General features: G+C 61.1%; 12 protein-coding genes. 5 read left to right on the forward strand and 7 right to left on the reverse strand.

Going from position 1 to position 14,705, the window contains the following annotated elements; genetic code table 11:
- Positions 1-8: 8 nt before the first annotated feature.
- The gene (locus EDY99_RS19775) at positions 9-2,087 is read left to right on the forward strand and encodes a YccS/YhfK family putative transporter (RefSeq protein ID WP_123062006.1); all 2,079 of its coding nucleotides are present in this window, start codon (positions 9-11) and stop codon (positions 2,085-2,087) included.
- Between the two features lie 40 nt (positions 2,088-2,127).
- Here EDY99_RS19775 and EDY99_RS19780 read toward each other — a convergent pair whose 3' ends face one another.
- The 6 genes from EDY99_RS19780 to ppiA all read right to left on the reverse strand — a co-directional run bounded on the left by EDY99_RS19780 (position 2,128) and on the right by ppiA (position 8,935).
- The gene (locus EDY99_RS19780) at positions 2,128-3,345 is read right to left on the reverse strand and encodes an aspartate aminotransferase family protein (RefSeq protein ID WP_042785490.1); all 1,218 of its coding nucleotides are present in this window, start codon (positions 3,343-3,345) and stop codon (positions 2,128-2,130) included.
- Positions 3,346-3,476: 131 nt separating this feature from the next.
- A complete protein-coding gene (locus tag EDY99_RS19785; protein ID WP_033645386.1) occupies positions 3,477-4,052 on the reverse strand; it encodes an aminodeoxychorismate synthase component II in 576 nt (191 codons plus the stop codon).
- A 72-nt stretch (positions 4,053-4,124) separates the two neighbouring features.
- Positions 4,125-5,648, reverse strand: a complete 1,524-nt coding sequence (locus tag EDY99_RS19790) for a helicase HerA-like domain-containing protein (protein ID WP_033645261.1) — start codon at positions 5,646-5,648, stop codon at positions 4,125-4,127.
- A 151-nt stretch (positions 5,649-5,799) separates the two neighbouring features.
- Positions 5,800-6,525 (reverse strand): two-component system response regulator BtsR, encoded by a 726-nt coding sequence (gene btsR, locus EDY99_RS19795; protein ID WP_123062190.1) that lies wholly within the window; start codon positions 6,523-6,525, stop codon positions 5,800-5,802.
- Positions 6,525-8,210 carry a sensor histidine kinase gene (locus tag EDY99_RS19800; protein ID WP_044029984.1) on the reverse strand — a complete coding sequence of 562 codons (1,686 nt, stop codon included), beginning with the start codon at positions 8,208-8,210 and terminating at the stop codon, positions 6,525-6,527. Before EDY99_RS19800 ends, btsR begins: the two co-directional genes overlap by 1 nt.
- A 155-nt stretch (positions 8,211-8,365) precedes the next feature.
- On the reverse strand, positions 8,366-8,935 hold the full coding sequence (gene ppiA / locus EDY99_RS19805; protein WP_038878108.1) for a peptidylprolyl isomerase A: 570 nt from the start codon (positions 8,933-8,935) through the stop codon (positions 8,366-8,368).
- Positions 8,936-9,288: 353 nt separating this feature from the next.
- Between ppiA and EDY99_RS19815 the strand changes: the two genes are divergently transcribed.
- The 4 genes from EDY99_RS19815 to tsgA all read left to right on the forward strand — a co-directional run bounded on the left by EDY99_RS19815 (position 9,289) and on the right by tsgA (position 13,360).
- Positions 9,289-9,627, forward strand: a complete 339-nt coding sequence (locus EDY99_RS19815) for a PTS lactose/cellobiose transporter subunit IIA (RefSeq protein WP_025304525.1) — start codon at positions 9,289-9,291, stop codon at positions 9,625-9,627.
- On the forward strand, positions 9,624-10,931 hold the full coding sequence (locus EDY99_RS19820) for a 6-phospho-beta-glucosidase (RefSeq protein ID WP_123062007.1): 1,308 nt from the start codon (positions 9,624-9,626) through the stop codon (positions 10,929-10,931). The genes EDY99_RS19815 and EDY99_RS19820 overlap by 4 nt, the downstream gene beginning before the upstream one ends.
- A gap of 72 nt (positions 10,932-11,003) precedes the next feature.
- On the forward strand, positions 11,004-11,984 hold the full coding sequence (locus EDY99_RS19825; RefSeq protein ID WP_123062008.1) for a LacI family DNA-binding transcriptional regulator: 981 nt from the start codon (positions 11,004-11,006) through the stop codon (positions 11,982-11,984).
- Between the two features lie 191 nt (positions 11,985-12,175).
- Positions 12,176-13,360 carry an MFS transporter TsgA gene (gene tsgA, locus EDY99_RS19830; protein ID WP_025304528.1) on the forward strand — a complete coding sequence of 395 codons (1,185 nt, stop codon included), beginning with the start codon at positions 12,176-12,178 and terminating at the stop codon, positions 13,358-13,360.
- Between the two features lie 54 nt (positions 13,361-13,414).
- Here the strand turns inward: tsgA and EDY99_RS19835 are convergent, their stop codons facing one another.
- Positions 13,415-14,695 carry a cytosine deaminase gene (locus tag EDY99_RS19835; protein ID WP_169539927.1) on the reverse strand — a complete coding sequence of 427 codons (1,281 nt, stop codon included), beginning with the start codon at positions 14,693-14,695 and terminating at the stop codon, positions 13,415-13,417.
- Between the last annotated feature and the right edge of the window lie 10 nt (positions 14,696-14,705).

Below are 14,705 nucleotides of genomic sequence, written 5' to 3' on the forward strand. Positions count from 1 at the left end.
TCACTGCCATGTGGCGCCGCCTGATTTACCACCCGGAAGTCAACTACGCACTGCGACAAACGCTGGTGTTGTGCCTGCCGGTGCTGTTTGGCCTGCTGATTGGCCAGCTGCAGCTCGGCCTGATGTTCTCTCTGGTGCCCGCCTGCTGCAATATCGCCGGTCTGGACACGCCGCATAGGCGCTTCTTTAAACGGCTGATCGTCGGCGGTGCGCTGTTTGCCCTCAGCAGCCTGCTGCTGCAACAAGCCCTGCTGTGGCACGTGCCGCTGCCGGCGCTGATGCTGGGCCTGGCGCTGCTGCTCGGCGTCACCGGCGAAATCAGCCCGCTGCACGCCCGGCTGTTGCCGGCGGCGCTGGTGGCCGCCATCTTCTCCCTCAGCATGGCCGGCACAGTGCCTCTCTGGCAGGCGCCGCTGCTGTACGCGATCGGCACCGCCTGGTACGGCTTATTCACCTGGTTCTGGTTCCGGCTGTGGAAAGAGCAGCCGATGCGCGAGACGCTGAGCCAGCTCTATCTGGAACTGGCGGACTACTTCGAAGCCAAATACTCGCTGCTGACTCAGCACACCGATCCGCAGACCGCGCTGCCGCCGCTGCTGGTGCGCCAGCAAAAGGTGATGGATCTGATCAGCCTGCTGTACCAACAGCTTAATTTCCTGCCGCACGCCAACAACCTCGATCAAAAGCGTCTGCAACGCGCCTTTCAGGTGGCGATGGATCTGCAGGAGCACATCACCGTCAGCCTGCACTTGCCGGAGGAAGTACAAAAACTGATGGAGCAGAGCCAGGCCGAAGCGATCATTCGCCGCAACGCTCAGGTGATCGCCGGGCGGCTGCGCGTGGTGGCGCACAATATTCTCTACCATCAACATTCGAAGCGCTTTTCCATGACGCACGAACTGGCGGCGCTGGAAAAAATGGCGGCGCAGCATCCCGACAACCCGGTCGGCCAGTTTTGTTACTACCATTTCAGCCGCATTGCCCGCCTGCTGCGCACCCAGCATCCGCTGTACCGCCGCGATTTGATGCCCAGCCAGCATCGCCTGCCGTTTTGGCCGGCGTTGGCCAGCTACCTGTCGTTCAAATCCACGGCGCTGCGCAACGCCGCGCGGCTGGGGGTGACGCTGGCAGTCGGCAGCAGCCTGGGGGCGGTATTCAATCTGCCGAAGCCGTACTGGATACTGCTCACCATCATGCTGGTGAGCCAAAACGGCTATAACGCCACCCGGGTGCGTATTCAGCACCGTGCTCTCGGCACGATCGCCGGTCTGTTGCTGGCGGCCGGGCTGTTGCAGCTGCAGTTACCGGAAGCAGAAACACTGAGCATCATGCTGATGATCACGCTGCTGGCCTACCTGGTTTCGCGCAAGAACTACGGGCTGTCGGTGATTGGCTTTACGGTCACGGCGGTTTACACCCTGCAGCTGCTGGCGCTGAACGGCTCGCATTTTTTGGTGCCGCGTCTGATCGATACGCTGATCGGCTGCGTGCTGGCGTTCGGCGGCACCATTTGGCTGTGGCCGCAGTGGCAAAGCGGGCTGCTGCGCAAGAATGCCCATCAGGCGCTGGAAAACGATCAAGCCGCGCTGCGGCTGATGCTGAAGCAACCGGAGCCGGACGCCACCGCGTTGGCCTATGCCCGCATGCAGGTCAACCAGGCGCACAATGCGCTGTTCACTTCGCTCAATCAGGCGATGCAGGAACCGGGGTTCGCCTCGAACTATCTGGCGGACATGCGGCTGTGGGTCACTCACAGCCAGTTCATCGTCGAACACCTGAACGCCATGACCATCCTGGCGCGCGAGCACTACATGCTGACGCCAAAGTTGGCGGAAGCGTATCTGCAAACCTGTGAAATCGCGCTGCAAAGCTGCCAGCAGCGGTTGGAATACGACGGCCCGAGCAGTGACAACAGCGGCATCATGCAGCCGCCGGATCTGCATCCGGAGATGCCCGTCACCGAGATGGAACGTCATTTGCGGCGTATTCTGTCGCACCTGAGCGTCATGCACACCATTTCGTCGCTGGCCTGGCGCCAGCGCCCGCACCACGGCATCTGGCTCAAGCGTAAACTGCGCGATCAATAAGGGCGCGGCATACCGCGCCCCGTTATTCGCCGCAGGTGCTTCAGGCGTTGATCACATCCTGCACCGCCAGCTCGAACAGCGCCATGCCGGCCTCGATGTCCTGCAGCTCCACCACCAGCGACGGCGCGAAGCGGATCACGTTCGGCCCGGCGTTGAGGATCATCAGCCCACGCGCGGCGGCGGCGGTGAGGAAATCGCGCGCTCTGCCGTGATAATGCGGCGTCAGCTCGGCGCCGATCAGCAACCCCATGCCGCGAATGGCGGTGAAAATACCGTATTTATCGCCGATATTCTGCAAAGCCTGCACATACAGCGCATGGCGCTGCTCGATGCCGCTCAGCACCTCCGGCGTATTGATCACATCCAGCGCCGCCTCCGCCACCGCGCAGGCCAGCGGGTTGCCGCCATAGGTGGTGCCGTGAGTGCCCACCTGCATCACCGACGCAATCTCTTCGGTAGTCAGCATGGCGCTCACCGGGAAACCGCCGCCCAGCGCCTTGGCGGTGGTGAGAATGTCCGGCGTCACGCCATAATGCATATAGGCGAACAGCTTGCCGCTGCGCCCCATGCCGCTTTGCACTTCATCGAACACCAGCAGCGCCTGGTGTTGGTCGCACAGTTTGCGCACGCCTTTAAGGAAGTCGGCGTCGACCGGCGTAATGCCGCCCTCGCCCTGAATCGGCTCCATCACCACCGCACAGGTGTGGTCGTCCATCACCGCTTTCACCGCCGCCAGATCGTTGAACGGCACGTGCACGATGTCGGCCGGCTTCGGCCCGAACCCGTCGGAATATTTGGCCTGCCCGCCCACCGACACGGTGAACAGCGTGCGGCCGTGAAACGCGTTATAGAAGGCGATGATTTTAGTTTTGTACGGGCTGTGACGGGTAATGGCGTAATGGCGCGCCAATTTGAACGCCGCCTCGTTGGCCTCTGCGCCGGAGTTGGCGAAGAACACCCGATCGGCGAAGGTGGCGTCGATCAGTTTGCTCGCCAGGCGCAGCGCGGGCTCATTGGTGAAGACGTTGCTGGTATGCCACAAGGTTTCGCCCTGGCGTTTGAGCGCCTCGACCAGCGCCGGATGGCAGTGCCCCAGCGCCGTCACCGCGATGCCGCCGGAAAAATCGATGTACTCTTTTCCCTGCTGATCCCAGACCCTGCTGCCTTGGCCGCGCACCGGCACAAACTGGGCGGGTGCATAAACAGGCAGGATCACCTGGTCAAAGGTGCTGCGGCTCACTGCGGATTTGTCAGTCATTTTCGGCTCCACCCTGAAGGTTTTTCAGCGCTATCGCGATGTTATAATGAAAATATAATCACGAAATATGCATAAAAAAACACTAAAGCGCAAATGCAAAACGCCTGACGGGCGAAAAAAACGCGAAGGGATTAACGCCTGAGGAAATTATCCAACAGCTGATGACCCTGCTCGCTGAGCACGCTTTCCGGATGGAACTGCACCCCTTCCAGCGCCAGCGTGCGGTGGCGGATACCCATGATCTCGTCGCGCACGCCGTCGCGTTCGCTCCAGGCGGTCACTTCAAAGCAATCCGGCAGCGTATCGGCTTTCAGCACCAGCGAATGGTAACGCGTCACGGTCAGCGGATCGCTCAGGCCGCGAAACACGCCGACGCCCAGATGGCGAATCGCCGAGGTTTTGCCGTGCATCACCGCGCGGGCGCGCACCACCTCGGCGCCGAACGCCTGCCCCAGCGCCTGGTGCCCCAGGCACACGCCGAGGATCGGCAGCTTGCCGGCGAAATGACGAATGGCGGCCAGCGAGATGCCCGCTTCGTTCGGGGTACAAGGGCCGGGGGAAATCACCAGATGCTGCGGCGCCAGCCGCTCGATATCGGCCAGCTGCAGCTCATCATTGCGCTTCACCACCACCTCGGCGCCCAACTCGCAGAAGTACTGGTAAAGGTTATAGGTAAAGGAGTCGTAGTTATCGATCAGCAGCAGCATGTTAGGTCCGGCAGAGAAAAACGCCGCCATAGTTTACTGATTTAACCCGCCGCTGCCGACGATAATTTCCGCTTACTTTTTACGGCCGCCGGTGATCGAGCCCAGTACGCCGCGCAGGATCTGCCGGCCGAGATCGCGCGCCATGCTCTTGGCAGCGGTCTGGACGATGCCGTCGCGTTTGCCGCCGCGCGGGCCGGTGGAACCGAACAGCAGCTCGTTCAATCCGTCCATCAGGCCGCCGCCCGTCTGTTGCTGCGCTTGCGCCTGCGGTTGCTGCCCCTGCTGCGCAGTGCCGACGGTGGCGAAGCCGCCCGACGACAGCTTCTCGTAGGCGGACTCGCGGTCAATCATGTCTTCATAGCGGCCATACAGCGGCGACTTGTTGATCGCGCTGTTCAGCCCTTCCGCGCCGAGCATGCCCATCTTGGATTCCGGCGCGATGACCATCGCCCGCTCCACCACGTTCGGCCGGCCCTTTTCGTCGAGGAATGACACCAGCGCTTCGCCCACGCCCAGCTCGGTGATCGCCGTTTCAGCATCGAAGGCCGGATTGGCACGCAGGGTTTGCGCCGCCGTTTTCACCGCCTTCTGATCGCGCGGCGTAAAGGCGCGCAGCGCATGCTGTACGCGGTTGCCCAACTGGCCCAGCACGCTGTCCGGGATATCCAGCGGGTTCTGGGTGACGAAGTAAATGCCGACGCCTTTGGAGCGGATCAGGCGCACCACCTGTTCGATCTTGGTCAACAGCGCCGCTGGCGCGTCGTTGAACAGCAGGTGCGCTTCATCGAAGAAGAACACCAGCTTCGGCTGTTCAGGGTCGCCCACTTCCGGCAGATGTTCAAACAGCTCGGCCAGCAGCCACAGCAGGAACACTGAATACAGCTTCGGCTGATTGATCAGCTTGTCCGCCGCCAGCAGGTTGATCACGCCATGACCGTTGGCGTCGGTTTTCATCAGATCGTTGATGTCCAGCATCGGCTCGCCGAAGAACTGGTTGGCGCCCTGCTCTTCCAGCGTCAGCAACCCGCGCTGGATGGCGCCGATCGACGCGGCAGAGATGTTGCCGTACTGAGTCTGGAATTGTTTGGCGTTATCGCCGACGAACTGCACCATGGCGCGCAGGTCTTTCATGTCCAACAGCAGCAGCGCGTTGTCATCGGCGATTTTGAACACCAGCTGCAGCACGCCGCTTTGCACCTCGTTCAGATCCAACAGGCGCCCCAGCAGCAGCGGCCCGAGATCGGAAATCGTGGCGCGGATCGGATGCCCCTTTTCGCCGTAAATATCCCACGGGATAATGGTGCAGGCCTGCGGCTGCCAGTCGGTGACGCCAATCGCTGCCAGGCGCGCCTGCAGCTTCTCGGAAGGCACGCCCTCGGCGCCGATGCCGGACAGATCGCCCTTCACGTCCGACAGGAACACCGGCACGCCGATGCGCGAGAACTGTTCGGCCATTTTTTGCAGCGTCACCGTCTTGCCGGTGCCGGTTGCCCCGGTAATCAACCCGTGGCGGTTGGCCAACGCCGGCAAAATCACCAGATCCTGTTCCGGTTTTCCGTCTTTCATCGCCTTGGCGATAATCCGTGGTTCACTCATTTTCTGTTCCTTTGACGCTGACGCGGCGCGAAACGCGCCTGTTGATGCAATAAAGCTATAAGCGCCGCGTAACCCCGTCAAGGACAAACAAAAAGGGCGCCGTCGGGACGCCCATGATGCCTGTCTTTTCAGAATCCCCCTAAGACCTGCGTCACCCCCGCAGCCCCAGTTGCTCCTTCAGCGCTTTCAAATAGCGCCGGCTGACCGGCACCGGATCGCCGGCGGACATGATCATCTCCGCCGCGCCGCCTTCTTCGAAGCGGATCTCGCGCACCTGCTCCAGGTTGACCAAATACTGCCGATGGCAGCGCACCAGCGGCGTACGGCTTTCCAGCGTGCGCAGCGTCAATTCGGTGAAACACTCCATGCCGTCGCTGCGCACCACGAATACCCCGCTCAGTTTGGAACGTATCGCCAGCACCTCGTCAAACCGCAGCAGATAGATGCGGCTGTGGCCGGTGCAGGGAATGTATTTCAGGTAGCCGGCGCTCTCATCCAGCACCGTCACGTCCTGCGGCGCACTGCGCTGCCGCAGGCGTTGCAGCGTCTTGTTCAGCCGCTTCGGCTCCGCCGGCTTCAGCAGATAGTCGAAGGCGTGCTCCTCGAACGCCTGCACCGCATATTCGTCGTAGGCGGTCAGAAACACGATGTGCGGCATCCGATTGGGATCCAGCATGCCGACCATTTCCAGCCCGCTGATACGCGGCATTTGAATATCGAGAAACACCACGTCCGGCTGCAGCCGGTGGATCTGGCTGATGGCTTCGATGGCGTTGGCGCATTCGCCGATGATCGCGATCCCCGCTTCGGCCTCCAGCAGATGGCGCAGGTTGTCGCGCGCGGAAGGCTCATCGTCAACAATCAGTGCGTTTAACATCATGCGGCCCTCTCCATGGGAACATTGAGCGTAATGCGGGTATAGGCGTCCGGCCGGCAATCCACCTGCACGCCATAGCCTTCGCCGTAGCGCACGCGAATGCGTTTATCCACCAGATTCATACCCAGCCCGCTGCAGTTCGGTTTCGGCTGGAACAGCCCGGCGTTGTCCGTCACCTGCAGCAGCAGATGCTCGCCTTCGCAGCAGGCGCCGATTTCGATGCGGCCCACGCCCAACAGATGCGAGGTGCCGTGCTTGATGGCGTTCTCGACGATCGGCTGCAGCGAAAACGCCGGCAGCCGCGCCGCCAGCAGCGCCTCGGGCAGCGATACCGCAATCTCCAGCCGATCGGCGAAACGCGCTTTCTCGATCTGCAGGTAGGCGTTCACATGTTCTATCTCGTCCGCCAGGCTGACTTCATCATCCGAGCGCTTGAGGTTTTTGCGAAAGAAGGTCGAAAGGGATTGCACCAACTCGCAGGCGCGCTCGCCATCACGGCGGATCACCGCCACCAGCGTATTCAACGCATTGAAGAGGAAATGCGGGTTGACCTGCGCATGCAACAGCTTGATCTCCGACTGCGCCAACAGCTGCTTGTGGCGCTCGTACTGTCCGGCCATGATCTGCGCCGACAGCAGGCTGGCGATGCCTTCGCCCAGCGTGCGGTTGATAGTGCTGAACAGCTGGCTTTTCGGTTCGTACAGCTTGATGGTGCCGATGACCCGCTGGTTTTCGCCGCGCAGCGGGATCACCAGCGTCGATCCCAGCTTGCAGGCCGGATTGATCGAGCAGCAGTAAGAGAGCTGGTTGCCGTCGGCGTACACCACCTCGTTGTTGTCGATGGCGCGATGCGAATGCACCGAGGCGATCGGCGTCCCCGGCAGGTGGTGATCGTCGCCGATGCCGATAAACGCCAACAGCTTGTCGCGATCGGTGATCGCCACCGCGCCGATACCCAGTTCCTGATAAATCACCCGGGCGACCTTCATGCTGTTTTCCTGATCGAAGCCCTGCCGCAGGATACCCTCGGTGCGCTCGGCGATTTTCAGCGCCTTGGAAGAGAAAGCGCTGGTGTATTTCTCGAACATCGCGCGCCGATCCAGCAGGATTTGCATAAACATCGCCGCGCCGACGGTATTGGCGATCATCATCGGCAGCGCGATGTGTTCCACCAGCTGCAACGCCTCGTTGTAAGGACGCGCCACCGCCAGAATGATCGCCATCTGCAACACTTCCGCCACCAGCGCCACGCCGCCGACGAACAGCGGATTGAACAGCAGCTCGATGCGCCCGCGGCGCATGGCGATGCTGTGTACGATACCGCCGACCAGGCCTTCCGACACCGTGGAGATCGCGCAGGCCACGTCGGTCATGCCGCCGAGCGTATACCGGTGCAGCCCGCCGGTCAGCCCGACCAGAAAGCCTACCGACGGCCCGCCCAGCAAGCCGCCCAGGACCGCGCCTATCGCGCGGGTATTGGCGATCGAATCCTGAATGTGCAACCCGAAATAGGTGCCCATGATGCAGAACACCGAGAAAATCACGTAACACAGCAGCTTGTGCGGCAGGCGAATAGTCACCTGCATCAGCGGGATAAACAGCGGGGTTTTGCTCAGCAGATAGGCGATGACGAGATAGACGCACATCTGCTGCAACAGCAACAGCACCTGGTTAAATTCATACATGGCAGCAACTCATCCAGAGACAACAAAGGGCGAACGCCGGATTTCCGGTCTGGTTATTGTCTGCCGATTAGAGCATGGGGCGCGGGAGAAAACAGTGATGAAGGCAAGGCTTCGTGAGGAAGGACGGCCGACCCCGGCGGGATCGGCCAAAAAACTTACGGCAGTACCTTGGCCGACAGAATCACCACCGGTTTGGTCGGCACATTCTGGTAAGGGCCGACGTTGCCGGTCGGCACCTGGGCAATTTTGTCCACCACGTCCATGCCTTTCACCACTTTGCCGAATACCGCGTAGCCGAAGTCACGCTGGCCGTGATCCAGGAAGGCGTTATCCGCCACGTTCAGGAAGAACTGGCTGGTGGCGCTGTCCTTGTCGGCGGTGCGCGCCATCGAGATGGTGCCGCGCAGGTTGCGCAAGCCGTTGTCGGCTTCGTTCTTGATCGGCGCCTTGGTGGATTTTTGCTGCATGTCAGCGGTGAAACCGCCGCCCTGGATCATAAAGCCCGGGATCACGCGGTGGAAGATGGTGTTGTTGTAGTACCCGCTGTTCACGTAGTCGACGAAGTTCTGGCTGGAAACCGGTGCCTTCTGGCTGTCGAGCGCCAACTCGATATTCCCCGCCGAGGTCGTCAGCATGACGTGGGTCTCACCGGCGGCGAGTGCGGCTGGCGCCACTGCGGTCAGGGAACACAGCGCGACGAAGGTCACTAAAGTACGTTTGAACATTAACGGGTCCTTTCTCTGAGAGACAAACAACGGAAAAGCGCTTTGATTCTAAAGAGCTGTATCGGCAAGTGCCAGCCATTTACCTATATTTACCCAATTACGGGACATATCCTAGGCGGCCCTGAATTTTGCTGCGGAAAGTATGGGCGCAGAAGGCTTTTTTGCCAACCGCATCACGCATTTTTTGCCCCGCGCCACCCTGGGTCGGTTTTTGCGATCTGCCTCCCAGTTTGCACACGCATTGTCGTTACTCTATTTAAATGAGAGCGCTCTCATTATAAAAAGAACGGATACTGAAGCATCCCACGGCGGCGTCGCCGCGCAACCCCTGGAGAAATGACGTGAGTGAATTGATGACTGAAGTCAGCCCCGAGTTTGAAAGCACCATCATGGAACTGCTGGTGTTCTCCGGCAGCGCGCGCAGTAATGCGTTGATGGCGTTGCGGCAAGCGCGCGCCGGTGACTTCGCCGCCGCGGCCAAACACATGGTCGAATCCAAAGAGTGGGTGAAGAAGGCGCACCTGATCCAGACCGAGCTGATCGGCCTGGACGAAGGCTGCGGCAAGCTGGCGATCAACCTGATCACGGTACATGCGCAGGATCATCTGATGAACGCCATGGTGATCCAGGATCTGGCCGACGACATGATCGAGCTCTATCGCCGTCAGTCGCAAACGGAGGGCCGCTCATGAGCACGCTCAAAATCGCGGTGATTGGCGGTGGCAGCAGCTACACTCCCGAACTGGTCGATGGGCTGATCCAACGCATCGATGAGCTGCCGGTCACCGAACTGGCGCTGGTGGACGTCGAGCCAGGCCGCCAAAAAGTGGAAACCATCGCCGCCCTGACCCGCCGCATGCTGGCGCGCCACGGGCTGGAACAGGTGAAGGTCAGCGTGCACTTCGCGCTGGACGAAGCGATTCGCGGCGCCGCTTTCGTGCTGACCCAGTTCCGCGTCGGGCAACTGCCGGCGCGCGCCGCCGACGAACGGCTGGGCCTCAAATACCAGCTGCTCGGCCAGGAGACCACCGGCGTCGGCGGCTTCGCCAAAGCGCTGCGCACCATTCCGGTAATGCTGGATATCGCCCGTCGGGTGGAAAAGCTGGCGCCGGACGCCTGGATCATAAACTTCACCAACCCGGCCGGCATCGTCACCGAGGCGGTGTCCCGCTTTACCAAAGCGAAGATCATCGGCCTGTGCAACGTACCGATCAGCATGCATCACATGATCGCCAACATGCTGCAGGCGCCTTACGCCGACGTGCAGCTGCGGTTCGCCGGTTTGAACCACATGGTCTGGGTGCATCAGGTCACGCAGCAGGGGCGCGACGTCACCGGCAACGTGATCGACATGCTGTGTGACGGCGCGGCGCTGACCATGAACAACATCAAGGAAGAGCCCTGGCAGCCGGACTTCCTGCGCGCGCTCGGCGCCATCCCCTGCCCGTACCACCGCTATTTTTACCAGACCCGCGAGATGCTGGCGGAAGAGATGGCCGCCGCCGGCGAGCGCGGCACCCGCGCCGAGCAGGTGATGCAGGTAGAAAAAGAGCTGTTCGAGCTGTATGCCGATCCGCTGTTGAACAGTAAGCCGGAGCAGCTCAGCTTCCGCGGCGGTTCTTTCTATTCCGAAGTTGCGCTGGAGCTGATCCGTGCTATCCATAATAATCTCGGCACGCAATTAGTGGTCAACACCGCAAACCGCGGCGCAATCCATGGCCTGCCGGACGATGCTGTGATAGAAATCAGCTGTATCGTCGATGCTCAGGGCGCGCATCCGCTGACCTTCGGCCCGCTGTCGGAACCGATGCAGGCGCTGACGCAGCAGGTGAAAGCCTACGAACGCCTGACCATCGAGGCCGCGGTGCACGGCGATCGCCACAGCGGCTTGCTGGCGCTGATCGCCAACCCGCTGGTGGGCAACGCCAATCTGGCGCAGCCGTTGCTGGACGAGGTGTTGACGATAAACGCGCCGTATTTACCGCAGTTCAGGTAAGCGCCTGCGCGCGGTATGACAGGGGTTCGGCGCGCCGAACCCATTTTTTTAGCCGTAATCAGGAGTTGGACGATGGTGACACTGGAAGATGTCGCGGCGCTGGCGGGCGTATCGCGCGCCACCGTATCGCGGGTAGTGAACGGCGACAGCAACGTCAAAGCGCCGACCCGCGAGAAGGTTGAACGCGCCGTCGCCCAGCTCGGTTACACCCCCAACCCGGCGGCCCGCGCGCTCGCCTCCAGCCACAGCAATACCCTCGGGTTGGTCACCACGTCGTATCGCGGCGGCTTCTTCGGCGCGCTGATGGACTTCGTGCAAACCGAGGCCGAATCCCACGGCAAGCAGCTGCTGGTGACCCAGGGCCGCAACAGCGCCGAAAACGAATGGCAGGCGGTGCAGCGGCTGTTCAGCCTGCGCTGCGACGGCGTGATCCTGCACGTGCGTTTTCTCAGTGACGATCGGCTGCGCCAGCTGGCGGCGGAGCAACGTCATTTCGTGTTGCTCGATCGTCTGGTGCCGGGGCTGGAAGACTGCTGCGTCACCTTCGATCATCCGCTCGCCAGCCGCATGGCGACCCAGCAACTGCTCGACGCCGGCCACCGGCGCATCGCCTGCATCAGCGGGCCGCGCGAACGGCCGTCGAGCCGCCTGCGGCTGCAAGGGTTTGAAGAGGCGATGCAGGCGGCGAATATCGAGCCGGTGGCCTGTCTGGAGGGCGTTTACGATCTGGAAAGCGGTTACCGCTGCGCCGATCGCCTGTTGCGGCAGGCCGCGCCGCCCAGCGCCATCTACTGCTGCAACGAAGAGATGGCGATCGGCGCCCTGCTGGCGATCAACGAGCACCGCCTGCGGGTGCCGCAGGATATCTCCTTGATCTGCTACGACAGCGGCGAACGCGCGCCCTTCGTCCGCCCGGCGTTGAGCAGCGTACACTTTCCCATCAGCGAGATGGCGCAATACGCGGCGCGCAGGTTGATCGATCCCGCCACCCCGACGCACCGTTTTGAGCCGACGATCATCAACCGTGATTCCATTGTGACGGTACGCAAATAGATCACAATAATGCGTATCATCCCTTCATGGGTTGCATCAAAAAATCGACAGCCATCACAAAAAATCCCGTTGTCTGTGCTAGGATCCGCCCCCTGGTGGCCTGAACGGGACTTTTTTCTGCGTTTGCCAGGAAAAGCCAGCGGCCTTATGCCAGTTTTAAAACCTCTAACAGACATATTCAGGCCTATATAATGAATGACAGTAACCGCATACGGCTTACCTGGATCAGCTTCTTTTCGTACGCGCTGACCGGTGCTTTAGTGATCGTCACAGGGATGGTGATGGGAAACATTGCAGAGTACTTTAATCTGCCGGTTTCCAGCATGAGTAACACCTTTACTTTCCTCAACGCCGGCATTTTGATTTCGATCTTCCTCAATGCCTGGCTGATGGAAATCATCCCGCTGAAGCGTCAGCTGATCTTCGGCTTTGTCCTGATGGTGCTGGCGGTGGCAGGGCTGATGCTCGGCAAGAGCCTGACCATGTTCTCGCTGTGCATGTTTATCCTTGGCGTGGTTAGCGGCATCACCATGTCGATCGGCACCTTCCTGATCACCCACATGTATGCCGGCCGCCAGCGCGGTTCACGCCTGTTGTTCACCGATTCCTTCTTCAGCATGGCCGGGATGATTTTCCCAATCGTCGCCGCCATGCTGCTGGCTCGCCATATCGGCTGGTACTGGGTTTATGCCTGCATCGGCCTGCTGTACGTGGGGATCTTCGTGCTGACCCTGTGCTCCGACTTCCCGGTGCTGGGCAAGAAAGGCGCCGACGCCGGTCAACCGGTCGAGAAAGAAAAATGGGGCATCGGCGTGCTGTTCCTGTCGATCGCCGCGCTGTGCTACATCCTTGGCCAGCTGGGCTTCATTCAGTGGGTGCCTGAGTACGCCACCAAGTCGTTCAACATGGACATCGGCCAGGCCGGTAAGCTGGTGAGCGACTTCTGGACCTCATACATGGTCGGCATGTGGGTGTTCAGCTTCATCCTGCGCTTCTTCGATCTGCAGCGCATCGTTACCGTGCTGGCCGCGCTGGCCACCGGCGCGATGTACCTGTTCGTCAGCACCGACAATCCGGAGCACCTGGGCTACTACATCATGGCCCTGGGCTTCGTTTCCAGCGCCATCTACACCACGCTGATCACTCTCGGCTCGCTGCAGACCAAGGTCTCCTCGCCGAAGCTGGTCAACTTTATCCTGACCTGCGGCACCATCGGCACCATGCTGACCTTCGTGGTCACCGGCCCGATCGTGGCGAAAGGCGGGGCGCACGCGGCGCTGACCACCGCCAACGGCCTGTACCTGGCGGTGTTCGTGATGTGTCTGCTGCTGGGCTTCGTGACCAAGCACCGCAGCCACGGTCACGTAACGCACTGATTTCTTCGCATCAAATACATCAAGGGCGCCCGCAAGGCGCCCTTTTTTTGCGCCTTAGCGCCGAAAATCCACCGTCTCATCCTGCTGCAGATGCAGCGTGGTTTCCGCCGGCCGCGTTTCGGCGATCACCGCGCCCTGGCGAATCGAATAACGCACCGGCGTCTGGCGGCGCACCGCGTCGAAACCGCTTTCCGCCGGCAGGATCACCAGGTTGGCGCTGTTGCCGGCCGCCAGGCCGTAGTCGCTCAGGTTAAGCGTGCGCGCGCTGTGGCTGGTGATCAGCTTCAGCCCGTCGTCGATTTGGCCATAGCCCATCAGCTGGCACACGTGCAGCCCCATATGCAGCACCTGCAGCATGTTGGCGGTGCCGAGCGGATACCAGGGATCGAACACATCGTCGTGGCCGAAGCAGACGTTGATCTCCGCCTCCAGCATCTCCTTCACCCGCGTCACGCCGCGCCGTTTTGGGTAGCTGTCGAAACGCCCCTGCAGGTGAATGTTCACCAGCGGGTTGGCGACGAAGTTGATGCCGGACATTTTCAGCAGGCGGAACAGCCGCGAGGCGTAAGCGCCGTTGTAAGAGTGCATCGCCGTGGTGTGGCTGGCGGTGACTTTCTCCCCCATCTCCAGCTTCAGCGCCAGCGCCGCCACGGTCTCGACGAAACGCGATTGCTCATCGTCAATTTCATCGCAGTGCACGTCCACCAGCCGATCGTATTTTTGCGCCAGCGCGAATGCCTTGTGCAGCGACTCCACGCCGTACTCGCGGGTGAACTCGAAATGCGGAATGGCGCCCACCACGTCGGCTCCCAGCCGCAGCGCTTCTTCCAGCAATGCTTCGCCGTTGGGATAGGAAAGGATCCCCTCCTGCGGGAAGGCGACGATCTGCAGCGTTACCCAGGGCGCCACCTCCTGCTTAACTTCCAGCATGGCGCGCAGTGCGGTCAGCGTGGGATCGGAAACGTCGACGTGGGTGCGCACATACTGCACGCCGTTGGCGATCTGCCACTTGAGCGTTTGCCAGGCGCGTTGCTTGACGTCTTCATGGGTCAACAAGGCTTTGCGTTCTGCCCAGCGCTCAATCCCCTCAAACAGCGTGCCGGACTGGTTCCAGGCCGGCTGGCCGGCGGTTTGCGTGGTATCCAGATGAATATGGGGTTCGACGAATGCCGGCAGCGCCAGCCCGCCCTGCGCATCCAGCACGTCGCTGCGCCACTCCTGCCCTTCCGGCTGCGGCACCAGATGCGCAATGCGCCCCTGTTCTATCGCCAGTTGCCACAATCCTTCATGCCCGCTTAAACGCAGGTTGTCGATAAACTTCAATGGACGTTTCACCACCCTTCAC

It is taken from the genome of Serratia sp. LS-1 (genome assembly GCF_003719595.1).
Taxonomy (GTDB): domain Bacteria; phylum Pseudomonadota; class Gammaproteobacteria; order Enterobacterales; family Enterobacteriaceae; genus Serratia; species Serratia ureilytica.

Coding starts and splice junctions, on each gene's coding strand:
- EDY99_RS19780 (WP_042785490.1), bottom strand. CDS start 3,345: ATGACTGACAAATCCGCAGTGAGCCGCAGCACCTTTGACCAGGTGATC.
- tsgA (WP_025304528.1), top strand. CDS start 12,176: ATGAATGACAGTAACCGCATACGGCTTACCTGGATCAGCTTCTTTTCG.
- EDY99_RS19790 (WP_033645261.1), bottom strand. CDS start 5,648: ATGAGTGAACCACGGATTATCGCCAAGGCGATGAAAGACGGAAAACCG.
- EDY99_RS19820 (WP_123062007.1), top strand. CDS start 9,624: ATGAGCACGCTCAAAATCGCGGTGATTGGCGGTGGCAGCAGCTACACT.
- EDY99_RS19785 (WP_033645386.1), bottom strand. CDS start 4,052: ATGCTGCTGCTGATCGATAACTACGACTCCTTTACCTATAACCTTTAC.
- EDY99_RS19825 (WP_123062008.1), top strand. CDS start 11,004: ATGGTGACACTGGAAGATGTCGCGGCGCTGGCGGGCGTATCGCGCGCC.
- ppiA (WP_038878108.1), bottom strand. CDS start 8,935: ATGTTCAAACGTACTTTAGTGACCTTCGTCGCGCTGTGTTCCCTGACC.
- btsR (WP_123062190.1), bottom strand. CDS start 6,525: ATGTTAAACGCACTGATTGTTGACGATGAGCCTTCCGCGCGCGACAAC.
- EDY99_RS19815 (WP_025304525.1), top strand. CDS start 9,289: ATGACTGAAGTCAGCCCCGAGTTTGAAAGCACCATCATGGAACTGCTG.
- EDY99_RS19800 (WP_044029984.1), bottom strand. CDS start 8,210: ATGTATGAATTTAACCAGGTGCTGTTGCTGTTGCAGCAGATGTGCGTC.
- EDY99_RS19775 (WP_123062006.1), top strand. CDS start 9: ATGTGGCGCCGCCTGATTTACCACCCGGAAGTCAACTACGCACTGCGA.